Annotated in this window: 12 protein-coding genes; 5 read left to right on the top strand and 7 right to left on the bottom strand. The window is 39.2% G+C overall.

Translation table 11 applies throughout. The annotated features are described in order from the left end of the window. The first annotated feature begins 20 nt into the window (after nt 1-20). On the top strand, nt 21-1,505 hold the full coding sequence (locus BM176_RS30975; RefSeq protein WP_143097965.1) for an ATP-binding cassette domain-containing protein: 1,485 nt from the start codon (nt 21-23) through the stop codon (nt 1,503-1,505). On the opposite strand, the gene BM176_RS30980 is transcribed toward BM176_RS30975, so the two are convergent. From BM176_RS30980 to BM176_RS31000, 5 genes are read right to left on the bottom strand one after another with little or no spacing between them, the layout of a single operon-like run. Beyond that, entirely contained in the window at nt 1,471-2,538 is a 1,068-nt protein-coding gene (locus tag BM176_RS30980; RefSeq protein ID WP_090108292.1) for a glycosyltransferase, read from the bottom strand. The genes BM176_RS30975 and BM176_RS30980 overlap by 35 nt on opposite strands. Next, a complete protein-coding gene (locus BM176_RS30985) occupies nt 2,531-3,550 on the bottom strand; it encodes a glycosyltransferase family 9 protein (protein WP_090108293.1) in 1,020 nt (339 codons plus the stop codon). Before BM176_RS30985 ends, BM176_RS30980 begins: the two co-directional genes overlap by 8 nt. After that, the gene (locus BM176_RS30990; RefSeq protein WP_177230608.1) at nt 3,540-4,670 is read right to left on the bottom strand and encodes an amidohydrolase family protein; all 1,131 of its coding nucleotides are present in this window, start codon (nt 4,668-4,670) and stop codon (nt 3,540-3,542) included. Before BM176_RS30990 ends, BM176_RS30985 begins: the two co-directional genes overlap by 11 nt. A 4-nt stretch (nt 4,671-4,674) precedes the next feature. Beyond that, entirely contained in the window at nt 4,675-5,673 is a 999-nt protein-coding gene (locus BM176_RS30995; RefSeq protein ID WP_090108295.1) for a glycosyltransferase family 2 protein, read from the bottom strand. After that, on the bottom strand, nt 5,670-6,797 hold the full coding sequence (locus BM176_RS31000; RefSeq protein WP_090108296.1) for a DUF1972 domain-containing protein: 1,128 nt from the start codon (nt 6,795-6,797) through the stop codon (nt 5,670-5,672). Before BM176_RS31000 ends, BM176_RS30995 begins: the two co-directional genes overlap by 4 nt. 130 nt (nt 6,798-6,927) lie before the next feature. Between BM176_RS31000 and BM176_RS31005 the strand changes: the two genes are divergently transcribed. Further along, nucleotides 6,928-7,638, top strand: coding sequence for a sugar transferase (locus BM176_RS31005; RefSeq protein ID WP_090108297.1), 711 nt, complete (start codon nt 6,928-6,930; stop codon nt 7,636-7,638). A gap of 13 nt (nt 7,639-7,651) precedes the next feature. Then, a complete protein-coding gene (locus tag BM176_RS31010) occupies nt 7,652-8,470 on the top strand; it encodes a glycosyltransferase family 2 protein (RefSeq protein ID WP_177230609.1) in 819 nt (272 codons plus the stop codon). A 19-nt stretch (nt 8,471-8,489) separates the two neighbouring features. Here BM176_RS31010 and BM176_RS31015 read toward each other — a convergent pair whose 3' ends face one another. Continuing rightward, nucleotides 8,490-9,209: a thioesterase II family protein gene (locus BM176_RS31015; protein WP_090108299.1), complete on the bottom strand. Its 720-nt coding sequence runs from the start codon at nt 9,207-9,209 to the stop codon at nt 8,490-8,492. A gap of 431 nt (nt 9,210-9,640) precedes the next feature. On the opposite strand from BM176_RS31015, the gene BM176_RS31020 reads away from it, so the two are divergent. Both BM176_RS31020 and BM176_RS31025 read left to right on the top strand, forming a co-directional pair. Further along, entirely contained in the window at nt 9,641-10,246 is a 606-nt protein-coding gene (locus BM176_RS31020) for an RNA polymerase sigma factor (protein WP_090108300.1), read from the top strand. 78 nt (nt 10,247-10,324) lie between these two features. Continuing rightward, nucleotides 10,325-10,759, top strand: a complete 435-nt coding sequence (locus BM176_RS31025; protein ID WP_090108301.1) for a hypothetical protein — start codon at nt 10,325-10,327, stop codon at nt 10,757-10,759. A gap of 919 nt (nt 10,760-11,678) precedes the next feature. Here BM176_RS31025 and BM176_RS31035 read toward each other — a convergent pair. Then, nucleotides 11,679-14,300: an alpha/beta hydrolase family protein gene (locus BM176_RS31035; RefSeq protein WP_177230610.1), complete on the bottom strand. Its 2,622-nt coding sequence runs from the start codon at nt 14,298-14,300 to the stop codon at nt 11,679-11,681. Nucleotides 14,301-14,397: the final 97 nt, after the last annotated feature.

Consider the following 14,397-nt stretch of genomic DNA (forward strand, 5'->3'; position numbering starts at 1 on the left):
CGGAAAGTAATGCCTCTTTTTTGAGTGATAGTCGTTTGTTTGCCGATAAGAATTCTGTAATGCCTGCGATATTGCTCTTACTCATTTTTTCTGTTAAGAATATTATGGGGCATTGGGTATATCAATCCCAGGTGAAATTCATCACACGTATTGCTCAAAGGCTTTCTACAGAAAACCTGACTAACTATCTGAATGGCGATTTCAGAAACTTTGCCAATGAAGATTCTGCTGTGTTTGTCAGCAAGATCATTCATCAGCCCACAGAGTTTGCGCAATATGTTTTGCTCAATTTCCAATTGATCATTACAGAATGTGTGATGGTTAGCTTGTCAGTAATTACTTTACTGGTATATAACGGAAAGTTATTCCTGGTAGCCACTGTTGCCCTGTTACCGCCGATATTCTTATTGGTGTTCCTTACAAAAAGAAGATTAAAGAACATTAAAAAGAATATCAAAACTATTGTAGAACAATCTTTACAATACCTGCGTGAGGCGCTATCGGGATTTGTGGAGAGCAATATCTTTGATAAGAACAGGTTCTTTATAAACCGGCATACGACAGTGCAGGCAGAGCTGGGTAAGAAGATTTCAAGTATGCAGATAACGCAGGATTTACCTGCACGGTTCTTTGAAGTGTTTGCCATACTGGGATTATTTATATTAATTGTTGCGATAAAGTTTTCCGGCACAATGGGCAATGCATATATAGTATTATTAGGCACTTTTATGGCAGCAGCTTATAAAATCATTCCTGGTATCTCAAAGATTATTAACTTAAACAACCAGTTACGGACATATCAGCATACAATCATGGATACGGCCAATACCCCTGAACAATCAGTTCTTACAATAACAGATAAAATAACTTCCATTACAGTTCAAAATGTAAGTTTCTCGTACAATGGAACTAAAATCCTCCATCGTTTAAATACCACCATTCATACAGGTGCATTGTCCGGAATCAGCGGCGATTCAGGAAAAGGGAAAACAACTATGCTTAACCTGATAGCGGGTTTCCTGCAGCCGGAACAAGGAAGCATTTTATTTAATAGTGAGAGCAGGAAATATCTTCCTTTCTGGAGCCAAATCTCTTACGTAAAGCAAGATCCGTTTATTTTACACGCATCCGTTCTGGATAATATTGTTTTGTTCGACGAACAATACGATGCTGATAAATTAAATGAAGTGCTGGAAGTTACCGGACTAAGCTTTCCGGAAGGCATCCGGAAGATGGTAATGGAAGGAGGAAAGAATATAAGTGGCGGTCAGCGTCAGCGTATTGCTTTGGCAAGGGCCTTATATAAAAATGCAACTGTTCTATTGCTGGATGAACCCTTTAGCGAGTTGGACGAAGCTTCTGAAATAGCGATAATGCAATATTTAAGGAAACTGGCAGAATCAGGGAAGATCATTTTACTCATCTCACACAACCCAAAAAGCCTTGATTATTGTCATACTATAATTAACCTCAACGCTCATTGTCGTACTGAAAAAGTTTCATGAACTGTTTTGCGGAATCATTCATATCAAACGGTAGCACTGATGAGTAAACAGTATTATCGTGCCGGAGTAGTTCCAATGCCCTGGTTATCATCTCTTCCTTTGTGGAAACAATATGCCAATGCGGGATTGGTTTGTTCATTGGTTTTGTGAAGCTGATCACATGCGCTCCTGCATACAAAGCCTCAATACATACATTGCCAAAACCTTCATAGTTTGAGGTATGCAAAAACACTTTTGTTCTTTTCATCAGGCGCAGCACTTCTTTCTGAGGTATTGAACCGGTGAGGGTAAGATCATCTTCCAGGTCCAATTTTTCTATTTTCCCATCTATCCTTCCCCGCTCAGACCCATCTCCACATAAAATGGCTTTGATATGCAATTGTTCTTTAATTGCTGCCACCACCTCCACAAAAACATCGTATTGTTTTAGGGGCGACAAACTTCCCGCGCCAAGTATATCGATCGTTCGTTCCTCATGATCTTTATCAAACAGTTGAGTATCTATCGCATCAGGGATCAGATGCGCCGGGAGAATACCATGATTCTTATGAAATTCATTCAGCAGGAAGTCCGACATGGCAACCAGTTCCGACGGTTCCGGGCGGATACGTTTTACAAATTTATTCCAGGGCCTTGCATCTTGTCCGCATATCCAGCAATAATGCTTTAACCGGTATAACTTTGAAAAATAATGCGCTATAAAAGCACATTCTGCACACCAGAAACTAAGCAGCCCGACAATGTGTTTCTTCTTTTTCAGATGGAATAACGTCTTAAAAACCTTCAGCCACAACAGCCAGTTACGCATACCGCCTTTATTCTCTCCAGAGAATGGTATCACCAGGTTCCCATTCCAGGTATAACGATCACGGCTTACAGGAAACTGAAAAGTAAGAATGATAATTTCCAGTTCGGGGAAGTTTCTGTTCAGCGCTCTTATTAAGCTTTGCTTTGCCGGAAGCCATATAGACTCTTCTTCCGACTCGTTTGCCGGAAATGCAGGTGTTAATATGATGAGCGTTTTCCTATTCAATTGAACTGATAAATGCTTTTGTTTTTTGAAAGACTATTTCCGGTGTATATCTTGTAAGGCAATGCACATCGTTGAATTTACAGGTTTCCAGCATACAATTACCACATGGCAGATCGTCCGAGCTGAATACGAGGGCGTTTTTATTTTGCGGTGTTACCCAATCGCTCCTGGTAGAACCGAGTAATACCACTGTCGGTTTATCCGAAACCCAGGACATATGCATTAATCCTGAATCTTCGGACAGCATGAACTGGCATTGCTGAATAATCCTGAAACCTTCGCTGGGTGAAGTATTATCAATCATATAAAGCAGCTTATCTCCCAGTTTTTCTTTGAGGTAGTCTGCCTTTTCTTTGATGAACTTTATACCAAGTGCTATGAATTGTGTATCAGGGAATTCCTGCAACCATAATCTGGCAAAGGCCACATAATTATCCATATCCCAGTTGCGCGTACCGAATGCACCCGCAGGATTAAGGATCACCAATTTACTCTTTCCATCCCAGCCACATTCTTTTAGTAATTTATCTTGTTGGAAAGCAGATGGTTTAAAGCGATAGCCAGCATCAAGGAAATTGTTTCCCAAACCAACAGATTCAATGGTACGCCTGGTACGCTCACCCGCAGCAAGAGCAGAATACCTGTCGAATTCGGTCCACGCTTTGGGCTGTAAGATCTTTCTCACAAATCTGCTGATACGGTTGTTCTGAAGATCAATGATCACATCGTATCTTCTGAAGAATAACCGGGGCAGCAATAAACAGGCAGATACAAATTGCTTTTTAAAGTTTCTTTTCCCACCAATAGAAAATACATGATCGAAGAGTAAGAGGTCTTTGGGAATAGGATCTACTTCTTTCCTTGTCAGGAAGTCCAATTGCGTCCCTTCAGGTAAAGTGTTGCGCAATGCCTGTAAATACGGAAGTGTGATAACCGTATCGCCCATTGCCTGTAAACGAATAGCCAGCACCCTTTGGGGAGCCGTCTTCCTCTCCCATTTTTTAATCGACATCTATTGGTAATTTAATTGCCGGTATATGTCTTCTTATTTCTTTTATTAATGCCGGAACATCCCCGATAACGTATTTCTTCACATTATTTACGTAAATAACGGAATAGTGTGGAATATTACCCAGTTGCGTCAGCATTGAAGCATCGAATAAAACAATCTTACCCTTATGAAGTATTAGCTGGATATCTTCCGGATTAGTTGAAAAGAAACTATCCCTGTTTCCTTTTGCAATAACCAGGTCAGCATAATATCCTTCCTTTATCAATCCCGTTTTCTCTAATTGCCATACATCCGCAGCTCCCTCTGTTACCGCATTTATTAATTCAGTGTCGCTTAGCATTTTTGTTGCCCTTGCCAGTCGCAGGTGCTCCCAGATATTCCAGTTGGCCGAAACAGTCGCGTCTGTACCGAACAGAATTTTTGTGAATGATTTAAGTTTATCAATCCTGGCCGTTGCATTCAACAGGAAGTGGTTTGAATCCGGGCACCAGACTAATGCCTCAAATTTTTCCGCCTGCCGTTCATTCATGGCCACGCCGTGTATAGCAATCAGTTTACGACGAAAAATGTTCCATTTCAGTAGTTCATCGATCTCGTTACAGGACGCAATGTCCGTGCCCTCCCCTGCATGGATCACAAAAGGCTGATTACCTGCAAAAGGTTTATTCAATCTTCGCTTCCAGTGTTTTTCCAATTTCACTGAATGTAAAGAAGTGCATTGGGAAAATATGGTAATTAAATTTTCAGGAGCAGTTAGCTTTTCTCCATGTTGTACAACAGTCGTAACACCGGCAATCAGATTCTTATAAACACCCCATTTTGTACGCAGTTCTTTGGGGATGTTTTGCACCTGTTCGATGATTTCATTATTCTGCTGATGGATATCAGGGCCCCATTCCAGGTAATTCTTATAAATATGGTTGCCCAGCTGTGGAAACAGGTTATAATCCAGATGATCGTGAGAATTTATTAATCCCGGGAAAACGAAGCAATCTTTAAAATAGATATTCCTTTCTATTGGGTTGTTATCATAGGGAGAAAAGATCTCTCCAATTTTATTCTCCCGAATAAAAATATTGCTGTAATCTCCGTTCATCAATTGTAATCCATGTAAAATCATCAGCTTACAATTTCGGTTCAATAATTGTTTTGTTACATGCAGCCGCTTCTGCATAGGGGTTCTTCCTGAATAGAATCCGGAAAAAGGCTTTCTTCCCCGCATCCACCATTAGCCAGTTTCCCGAAGAAAGAAATACCAGGATATTCCCAAACAAAGACCAGATGAAAGAGAGTCTTATTACATTTTGCAATTCCTTTTTTGTGCGGATGAAATAATCAAGCGCCAGTACCCTTCTATAGTATTGCAAAGGCTGTACCAGTCTGTTCACCCGTTCCTGGTGATGATAAACAAAGGCATTGTTCAATATGTGAATGCCCGTTCCGGGGAAACCGATACTAACTCCATAGTTATCGCCAATTCCATATTTATCCAGCGTTTCATCATAAGGAGAATGTTCCAGCCAGTCCTTACGGATAACACTGGCACCCAATCCAAATACGGGCACGGTAAAGTTTTCTCCTGAGAAATCTGTAATCACCGGCCAGCCGGATCTCGCAATGTGATTTCCTTTACGGGCGTAATATCTTTTAATTCTCTTTATGAAAAGGTTCTTTGAAACACAGCGGATTTCGCCCCATATGCTTAAACCGAAAATGTATCTGATTATTAATTGTTTAGAAGAATAAACGGGATAGGTAGCGGTCCATTCGCCGTTTTCCTGTTGTAGAACCAGTCCGGAAATAGCCCCTGCTTCAGGATGTTGCTGAATGTAGGTGTTTATCTTTTGCAGATAATCATACGGCACTTCTATATCATCATCACAAAGAAAGATCCATTCGGATCTTGCAGCTCTTATTCCTATGTTCCGCTGAACGCAGACTGAAGGAATGGATGATAGGTGTTGAATATTTAAACGAGGGTAGTCAATGTTCGTCAAGCGCTCGGTCCCGGCATCTACAATAATTACTTCACTAACAGGATGTGTGGAGTTACTAAGGTTGTTTAATAAAGCAACCAGGTTCTTTTTACGGTTATAGGTAGGTATGACTACGCTTATATTCATCTGGAGTACTGAAAAACTTTAACAACTTTCCTTTCTTCTGTAATTTCCACAAAATGTTTCAGGTATTGATCGATGATTGTTTCGCAGGAGTACTGGTGGATGATCTTCGATTTGTTCTCTGCTATTTTCTTATGCTCTTTTTCCCTGGAAACGGAACTTAATAAGCCCATTACATCTGTTGCATCTGAAAAATAGAATCCGTTCTTTTCCAGCACTGATCTGTTAAAAATATTATCATGCGCACATATCACCGCCTGCGATGCCATAGCTTCCAGCAAAGAAGGGTTGGTCCCTCCTACGCTGTGCCCATGAAAGTACAGGTTAGAATAATAACGCAGGTTATTCAGTTCTTCCAGGTTATAGATACCACCTAAAAACCTGATATGCTCACCCGCAGCATATTTTTCTTTCAGAAACTTCCCGTATTTCGTATCCACATTTCCAATCACAATAAAGGGTTTCGGGATAGGCTGCAACATAGATCCATCCAGAATAGCTTCAATGTTATTTTCTGGTTCCATACGGGCAATCAGCATGTTGTACTGAAATTGCTCAAGCTGATACTTTTTTAATATTGTTTCATCCGGATGTTCAAAAATATCTGCTCCATAAGGAATGTAAATTGCCTCTTTCTGATACTTTTTGCGCAGGTATTCCTGTATGCCCAGGGAATCGGCAATCAGGTGATCGCTGTATCTGATACCCAGCTTTTCGGCATATAGTAAAAAGCGTTGCACATAGCGGGAGTACTTACTGCGTTTCCATTCCAGTCCGTCCATATTGGTGGTGACGGTACTCTTCTGCCGGGGCAATAGCCATCCCCAAACCGTACTACTGGTATAGCCTAGCTGTAAAATGATATCGAAGTTCTGTTTGCGTGCATTTATGATACAGTTCAGATCATAAATGAATTGTCCGGCTGTTCCTATTTTATGTTCAGGATCGTAGCAGTGAATAATGTTCACGCCTTTCCATGTTTTTTCCTGGTAGGGATGGTTGTGCGAGTTATATACCGTAACGTGATGCCCTGATTTCACCAGACCTTCAGAAAGATATTCCGCCAGTTGTTCAAATCCGCCGTAGTGATTTGGAATGCCTCGAGTACCAATAATCGCAATGTTCATTTGCCTTACTTATTGTAACAAATGTAGGAATGTTTTACACTAAATATTTTTAATTATGAGGCAACCATAACGCCTTTTTTAGTTGTTTATAATGAGTTAGCACGGCTTTGTATCACCACATGTTTTCTGTATGATCAGCAAAAGTTTGAGCCAGATTGGCCTTAGAAAAATATTCAGAGAGAAAGATGCTCATTTAGCGCTACCGGAGCAACAGCGCGTATATGAGTTTATGCCATTACAGGATGGGTTTAATCAGTTCGTAAAGCGATCCCTGGACATTGTATTGTCCATTATAGTGATCGTTTGTATATTGAGCTGGCTCACGCCTATTCTCGCATTGCTTATTAAGCTGGATTCCAGAGGTCCTGTTTTCTTTAAACAGTTACGTTCCGGTAAAAACAGTCTGCCATTCGTTTGTTATAAGTTCAGAAGCATGTATGTAAACGACCTGGCAGACATTGCGCAGGCAACGTTAAACGATGCCCGTTTTACCAGGATAGGGCGTTTTCTTCGACGAACAAACCTTGATGAATTACCTCAGTTCTTTAATGTACTGATAAATGATATGTCGGTTGTAGGTCCCAGGCCACACATGCTTGCCCACACAGAAAAGTATAAACAATTGCTGGACAATTACATGGTCCGGCATTTTGTAAAACCCGGTATAACCGGATGGGCACAGGCAAGTGGGTACAGGGGTGAAACGAAGTTGCTTTCTGAAATGGATTTAAGGGTACAGCACGATGTTTATTACCTGGAGAACTGGTCGTTCTTTTTTGATTTAAGAATAATAGTTCTCACTACCTGGTTATTGATCAGGAAAGATGAGAAGGCTTATTAAAACTGGATTTTGTATGGCAGATAATGTGATAACTTGTAGCTTGGTAATTTCTACTTACAACTGGTCTAAAGCACTCGACTTTAGCCTGCAATGTGTGCTTCGTCAGACTGTCATGCCCAACGAAATAGTGATTGCTGATGATGGTTCTACAGAAGAAACAGCAGAACTAATAGAGCGATTTAAAAACATCTCCCCTATTCCAATCATACACATCTGGCAGGAAGATAAAGGATTCCGGAAGTCTAAAATATTAAACAAGGCCATTATGGCCGCCAGTCATAAGTATATTATCCAGATTGACGGGGACATCCTCATAGATCCCAACTTCATAAAAGATCATCTCTGGATAGCGAAAGAGAATTACTATGTTCGGGGCAGCAGGGCATTACTCGATACAACAGTAACGGAATTTTTATTGAAAGATAAAATTGTTCCACCTGTTACCATACTCGCAAAATTATCACGGCATAAGCTCAATGCATTACGTAACTTAACCATAGCCCGGTTTCTATCGGATAAGTATAAGGTAAGGGGCAAGGAAAGATATAATATGAATGGCTGCAACATGGCTTTCTGGAAAGATGATTTCATTGAAATAAATGGTTATAACGAGGCTTTTGTAGGATGGGGATGTGAAGATGTTGAATTTGCAATGAGGCTCAATAAATCAGGTAAAACCAAGCAGTCGTTAAAAATGGCTGGTGTCGCCTTTCATTTATCTCATCCGCTTAACTCCAGGAAAAATTTTAATATTAACAATCTGATCCTTGAACAATCTATCCAGCATAATTACCATAAATGTTTGTATGGTATTTATAAGTTGAATGCCTGACTGGAAATATCCATCGCCCTTAAACTGAATTATATTTTCCTGCCAGCGTTGCCTGTTCGTAGTTTGATCTGATAATACCAGCAATTTTTTCGGGATGATGATTGATGAAAAAATGATCACCTTCCAGGATCTCATAATTGAATGACGAATTGGTAAACCGTTGCCAGTTGGAGATCTGTCCCACTTTTCCTTCTTTATCGCCCATCATAGCGAAGAGTGGCATATTTACAGGAGGTTCCATTGCTGTATTATTCCGTTCGGCCACTTCAAAATCAGCTCTCAATATCGGCTCATAAAACTCCAGTATCTCCTTGTTGCTCAATATCTCTGGCGGGAGCCCTCCCAGTCTGCCCACTTCATTAAAAAACTCGTCGTGTTCCAGCAGATACCTTTTCTTCGGGCTGTATATCCCAGGACCCGCATTACCACTTACCAACAGGCAGGCCGGTGGCGTAGATGCCCTGTCTAACATATTGGCAACCCGCAATGCAAGATAAGCGCCCATACTGTGCCCATATAACACGAACCTGGACGAATTTAACTTAGATATCACCTGGCGATACATATCCTCTGCAGCCTGCTCAAAGTCATTAAGCAGGTTTTCTCTCATCCGTTGGCCTCTGCCCGGAAGTTCAGGTGTAACTACTTCAAAATCCTTTAGAAAGGGTTCCATATGACGGAAAGAATAACAGCTTCCACCGGCAAAATGCAATAAGAATAATTGAGGTTTCTTCATCATCGTAATCTCTGTTTATGGCTATCTTTTTTATTAACGGTTATTTTCCTGGTTAACTTTATTATAGGTCCTGGCATATTTCCCGGATCATTCTTTCCACTTTTCAGTGTACTCCGGGAGGGTATTATTATCCAATTTAAATAAAATATTTTCATTTTCATAAAAAGCATGGATAATTGCTGAGTGATAAAACCCTTATCACAGGCTAAAACCAAAAATCCAGCGTTAACCTCACATTAACTGATGGGATAAACAGATTTTATATCTTTACAGGTATAAAATACGCCTACAACAAACTTATGGTATCCTTTATCATGAAGTTTTTTATTAAATTTTACTACGCCTGTTAAGGAATTTCGATATTTGATTTAAGTACGACTAAGATTAATCAAATAAGGGGGTAGGCTTTTCTTTTAAAAGCTAATAAACAGGACATGAGGGCCAATAATTACAGCTTATACTCAGATGCTCAGCTTGCGGACATGATCAATATGCAGGATATTTCCGCATTTGAGGAAATATATAGACGCTACTGGAGCTTATTGTTTATTCATGCAAATAAAATGCTGGAAGATGAGCTACAAGCAGAAGACGTTGTACAAGAACTCTTCACAAAGCTGCTTGCGCAAATGGGCCAACTGAATTACAAATCTACTATAAGTGCCTTTCTATACAAGAGTACACGAAATATTGTGCTGGATCTGATCAGGCATAGAAAAGTTAAAACAAATTACATTACTTCCATAAAAGAACACTTTAAGCGCGGGGAATGCACTACCGATAATCGGATGCGGGAAAACGAACTTAAGCGCCAGATAGAAAAAGAAATAGGAAGCCTCCCACCAAAAATGAGGATTATTTTTGAAATGAGCCGTAAGACACATTTGACACACAAAGAAATTGCGACAACAGTTAATGTAGCAGAAGGTACAGTAAAAAAACAAATCTATTATGCCATAAAGGTTCTTCGTTCCAAATTAACCTGCATTTTGTGCCTTCAAATCATGTCTACAATTCTTGGGTTCAACAGAATATTTTAGATATATTTTTCGGTTCTGTCTATTTACATATTCATAAATAGTATTAGAGTTAACAAGTACCATTATAGTAAATGTATCATGAATGAGAACAAAATTATAGATCTACTCCATCAGTTTGGAAAAGGGAAGTGCTCGCCAGATGAGAGTGCGTTAATAGAAGACTGGTATATCCATACTTCAGAATTAAAGAAATCCGCTTCGCCCATACTAGAATTAATGGAAAGGGAAAATCGAATCTGGGTCAGAATTGTACCTATACGTCAGCCACATATTTTTTCAGTTTATCAATATTATGTAGCGGCTATCATCTCTATAATTGGTATTATTTACAGTCTTTATGCAGCATCAATTCGTGATAGAAATTCGATAACACAAAATTACATTCCCATAGATATTAAGCCGGATGGAAACAAAGCCGTATTCACTATGGCCAATGGAACTATAATCGATCTGAATGATACCTACAATGGAGCGGCGACCACAGTATCTGGTGTGGTGATATCAAACAATTAATGCCATCACCCAGCACTCTACAATTTCCATCCGTTTTGCTGCTCATAATCGCAAAGTCAACCTCACTCGCGAAGTCTATTCTTAGGTTGCCCAAACTACCATTCCGGTACTACTAAAGGACAAGAACCTAATGTATTAGGCACAAATTTTAACGTCATTAACTATCCCAGCGAAACCATTAAAACAACTACTGTGGAAGACAGTGTAGAACTGTTGCAAACATCATCTCTCCAAAACCAATTACTTAAACCAGATCAATGCTGCCTATCCTGATTTGAAAATTGATTTCAGCAAAGAGATACCCCTCTAGGAGCCATTACATCGAACCGGGTATAAATTTCATCCTGCAGAAAGCAAAATGTTACTTTTCACCTAGTTTCCAGGTGAATCGGGGTAAATGTGCTCCTGATCATGTGATGATATTGGCTTATTATTTGGCACTGAATGAAACAATGTATAGTCTTTGTGGTGCGAAAAGATACATCGGTTCTGAGACAGTGATAATATCGAAACACTGAATAGGCAAACAGACAGAACACTCTTTATCGTTTATAGAAGGAAAATGAAATCAGGTGTATGGATAGCACTTATATCGTAAGCTATGCATAAACAGCATTTTTTATATTGTCATAATGCTACTTCATGAGACGTATAGTAATTGCATTACTATAACTTTAAGCAGAGTATTCTATTTATTTATCATTTAATTGAATACACCTTAGCTAAAACTACAAGAGCAAGCTTTATTGCCCTTCGACCTTTACTGCAGATAATAGAGTATTTTTGGGACGTATAAAGTAAAAATCTGTATTCACAATAATGCCCACCATCTCTTATTTGCTTTTTTTTCTCAAAAAAAAACATTGCTTTTTTTTGGGTAGGACAATCTCTCTTGCCCTCCAACCTATGCCCCTCCAATTTATATGTGTTCCTTCATCCATTCAGGCATTGGTTTGTCCTTTAGATAATAATCCAGAAATGACCAGACTTTAATGTTAAAATCCAATTGATTTTTTTCTCCGGTCACACCATGCCCTTGTCCTTTATACTTTAACCACCAGGCAGTTTTTTGCAAACTTCTCAATACAATAAAAAAAGATTGAGTCTGTTGGACGTTTACACTATGATCCCCATCATTGTGCATGAACAACACAGGTGTATTTAATTGTTTTGCTTGAAGCATTGGCGAATTCCTAATATAAGTATCAAGATCATCGTTTAATGGAGAAGCTGTCATGTAGGCAGAATTCTGTGCAAACCATTGCCTGTTTTCTCCAGATCCCCATAGATCAGTAGCAACATTGATCATATTACTGACTCCTGCTCCAGATATAGCAGCAGCAAATTTGTTACAATGCGTAATGATGAAGTTGGTTTCGAAACCGCCAACACTATGTCCTACCACGGCCATTTTCTTTGTATCTACCCAGGGAAATTGACTAACATAATCTGTAGCACTCACAATGGAACGCAAAGCTGCATCACCTGAATACTTTATTTCGCCACGAATATCTGGCAAGAAAACTAGATAACCATTGCTAACAAGTAAGGGTATATTAAAATCTGCACCGACTAATTCAGGATTGTAATAGGTATTTAACTGGTTACTTTTCGTTTCATAAATATTAAAAATGATAGGGTACTTTTTTTTTGGATCAAAATCCTCAGGCTTATATACTATTCCTTGATAAGTATTGCCTAGACTGTCTTTATAATTGCACAATTCAGCAGTCAGCCAATTATATCCCTTTTGCGGTTGTACGTCTGAAAGTGTTTTAAAAGTTTTTAAGTCCTTACTATAAAAGTAGTTGGGAAATTGATCTGTCTTCTGCCAACGTAATAGGTACCCTTTTTTATTCTTGGCAATCAAAAAATCCACTGAATTGAGCTGCGTATATACAACATCTAAATCACCTGTGTATCGCGAAGCCATAGAAAGCAATTGCAAGCCTTGATTCCCCACAGCATCCAGTTCGTAAAAGCCATAGTCCTTAGTTTGAGTATTGAATGCACTCAGGAGGAGTTTATCGCTACTGATAGTTTCACCCCTCTTTTCATTTGCAGGGAAAAATACCGTCTTAGTCTTCTCTCCTACCCAATTGGTCATATTTTTAACTTGCGAAATTCCTGTAGGGTCCAGCTTCCAAACATCATAGGTAGTGTTTACCAGCAAAGCTTCGTCATTCTTTAACCAGCCAATGATGCCCACCGGATATTCCTCCGGGTTCGGATAATGTAAGCGGTAATACTCTGTGAACTTGGCAGTTACTGCTTCACTAATATTTATTTTGTTTTTTAAAATGCAATCATAAGCGATGTAACTTTGTTTGACCGGATCAAAATAAACCACATATTTACCATTCGGCGACACATTCCAGGTAAGTATAGCCTTACTTCTATTTATTTCCAGCGGAACCAATTTGCCCGTTTTAGTAAAACATAAGTAGTAGGATGCGCGAGAATTCGGATTCCATTCTTCCGTGTTCACACCAAAACTAGATTGGACCAGAAATAAGGTATCTGTGTTAAATTTTAAACTATTTCCTACAATTCTTTGTTTGCCATATATCAATTGCTTTACATTCTTAGCATTAAGACTCACGGTTGATAGATAGTGCCTTTCCTTAATTTCATTCCCCCTGTTCCCATTATAAAAACTTCTTAGGTAGGCATCTTCATAACTCCATATTTCTAAGTTTGGATTCTCCGTTTTGTTTTTTGTTATGTTTTCCTTCAATGAAAAGAAGATACGTTCTCCATCTTTACTAAAGGCCCAATATTCACCCGTCTCAATAGCAAGCCCATTTTCAATACCTGCTGAATTTTGATCAGCTAATACTATAGCAGTATCCAGTCCTTCTTTATAATAATAAATGCTATTGCCCCCATCAATATTAACTATAAATGCCGCCTGCTCTCCTTCGCCATCGAAGATTACATTACTACTACTTGCACCCTCATAGATCAGTTTTTCTTTGCCAGTTGCGGTGTCGATCCATCTGCAAATTACCTTTTTAGGTGTTCCAGTATCCTGCTGTTCTATCAACAATTTATGTCCAGTAGGGCTAAATTTATATTGATTCACTTTGGTCCAGCTATATACCTGATTACCGTTAAAATCAGAGACGTTAAAAGACTCATTGATCCCTTTCCATATTAATTTTTCCTGTTTGCCAATCATTAACAATTCGTAGCTGCCAATCCCTGCTATTTTTTTTTGTGACCGTTTTGGCAAATTGTAAATGAATAACGTATCATTCGGCAGCTTTCCAATTAAATAGCGGCTATTTTTACTAAATTTTGCATCACTTAGATTCAATAAACTCAGTAACTCTTTTCCAGTGGTAGATTTTAATACGAATGTATTTTGCGAAACAGGGTAATTCCGAATCTGATAAAAAGCATATTTGCCATTATTACTCAAATCGCCCGTGGTTACTTCGGGCCAGCTTTTGTAACTATTCAATTGCAGGACTGGCTTTTGCCCGTAGCTGGAGCAGTACATGGACGCGCCTAAAAATAAAAAAAAGGTTCTCTTCATAGTCTTGTCTATAGTAATTAATATTATTAAATTTCCCTGCATCCCACATGCAGTAACCGAATAGACGATTCAGTATGGCCAAAGTGGTAGGTTGTTC

This window comes from Chitinophaga sp. CF118 (genome assembly GCF_900112615.1).
GTDB lineage: Bacteria > Bacteroidota > Bacteroidia > Chitinophagales > Chitinophagaceae > Chitinophaga.

What these genes read in the sequence shown, in the direction of transcription:
- BM176_RS31025 (WP_090108301.1), top strand. Translation starts at nt 10,325, where the DNA reads ATGAATGAGAACAAAATTATAGATCTACTCCATCAGTTTGGAAAAGGG.
- BM176_RS31010 (WP_177230609.1), top strand. Translation starts at nt 7,652, where the DNA reads ATGGCAGATAATGTGATAACTTGTAGCTTGGTAATTTCTACTTACAAC.
- BM176_RS31005 (WP_090108297.1), top strand. Translation starts at nt 6,928, where the DNA reads ATGATCAGCAAAAGTTTGAGCCAGATTGGCCTTAGAAAAATATTCAGA.
- BM176_RS31020 (WP_090108300.1), top strand. Translation starts at nt 9,641, where the DNA reads ATGAGGGCCAATAATTACAGCTTATACTCAGATGCTCAGCTTGCGGAC.
- BM176_RS30985 (WP_090108293.1), bottom strand. Translation starts at nt 3,550, where the DNA reads ATGTCGATTAAAAAATGGGAGAGGAAGACGGCTCCCCAAAGGGTGCTG.
- BM176_RS30990 (WP_177230608.1), bottom strand. Translation starts at nt 4,670, where the DNA reads ATGATTTTACATGGATTACAATTGATGAACGGAGATTACAGCAATATT.
- BM176_RS31015 (WP_090108299.1), bottom strand. Translation starts at nt 9,209, where the DNA reads ATGATGAAGAAACCTCAATTATTCTTATTGCATTTTGCCGGTGGAAGC.
- BM176_RS30995 (WP_090108295.1), bottom strand. Translation starts at nt 5,673, where the DNA reads ATGAATATAAGCGTAGTCATACCTACCTATAACCGTAAAAAGAACCTG.
- BM176_RS31035 (WP_177230610.1), bottom strand. Translation starts at nt 14,300, where the DNA reads ATGAAGAGAACCTTTTTTTTATTTTTAGGCGCGTCCATGTACTGCTCC.
- BM176_RS31000 (WP_090108296.1), bottom strand. Translation starts at nt 6,797, where the DNA reads ATGAACATTGCGATTATTGGTACTCGAGGCATTCCAAATCACTACGGC.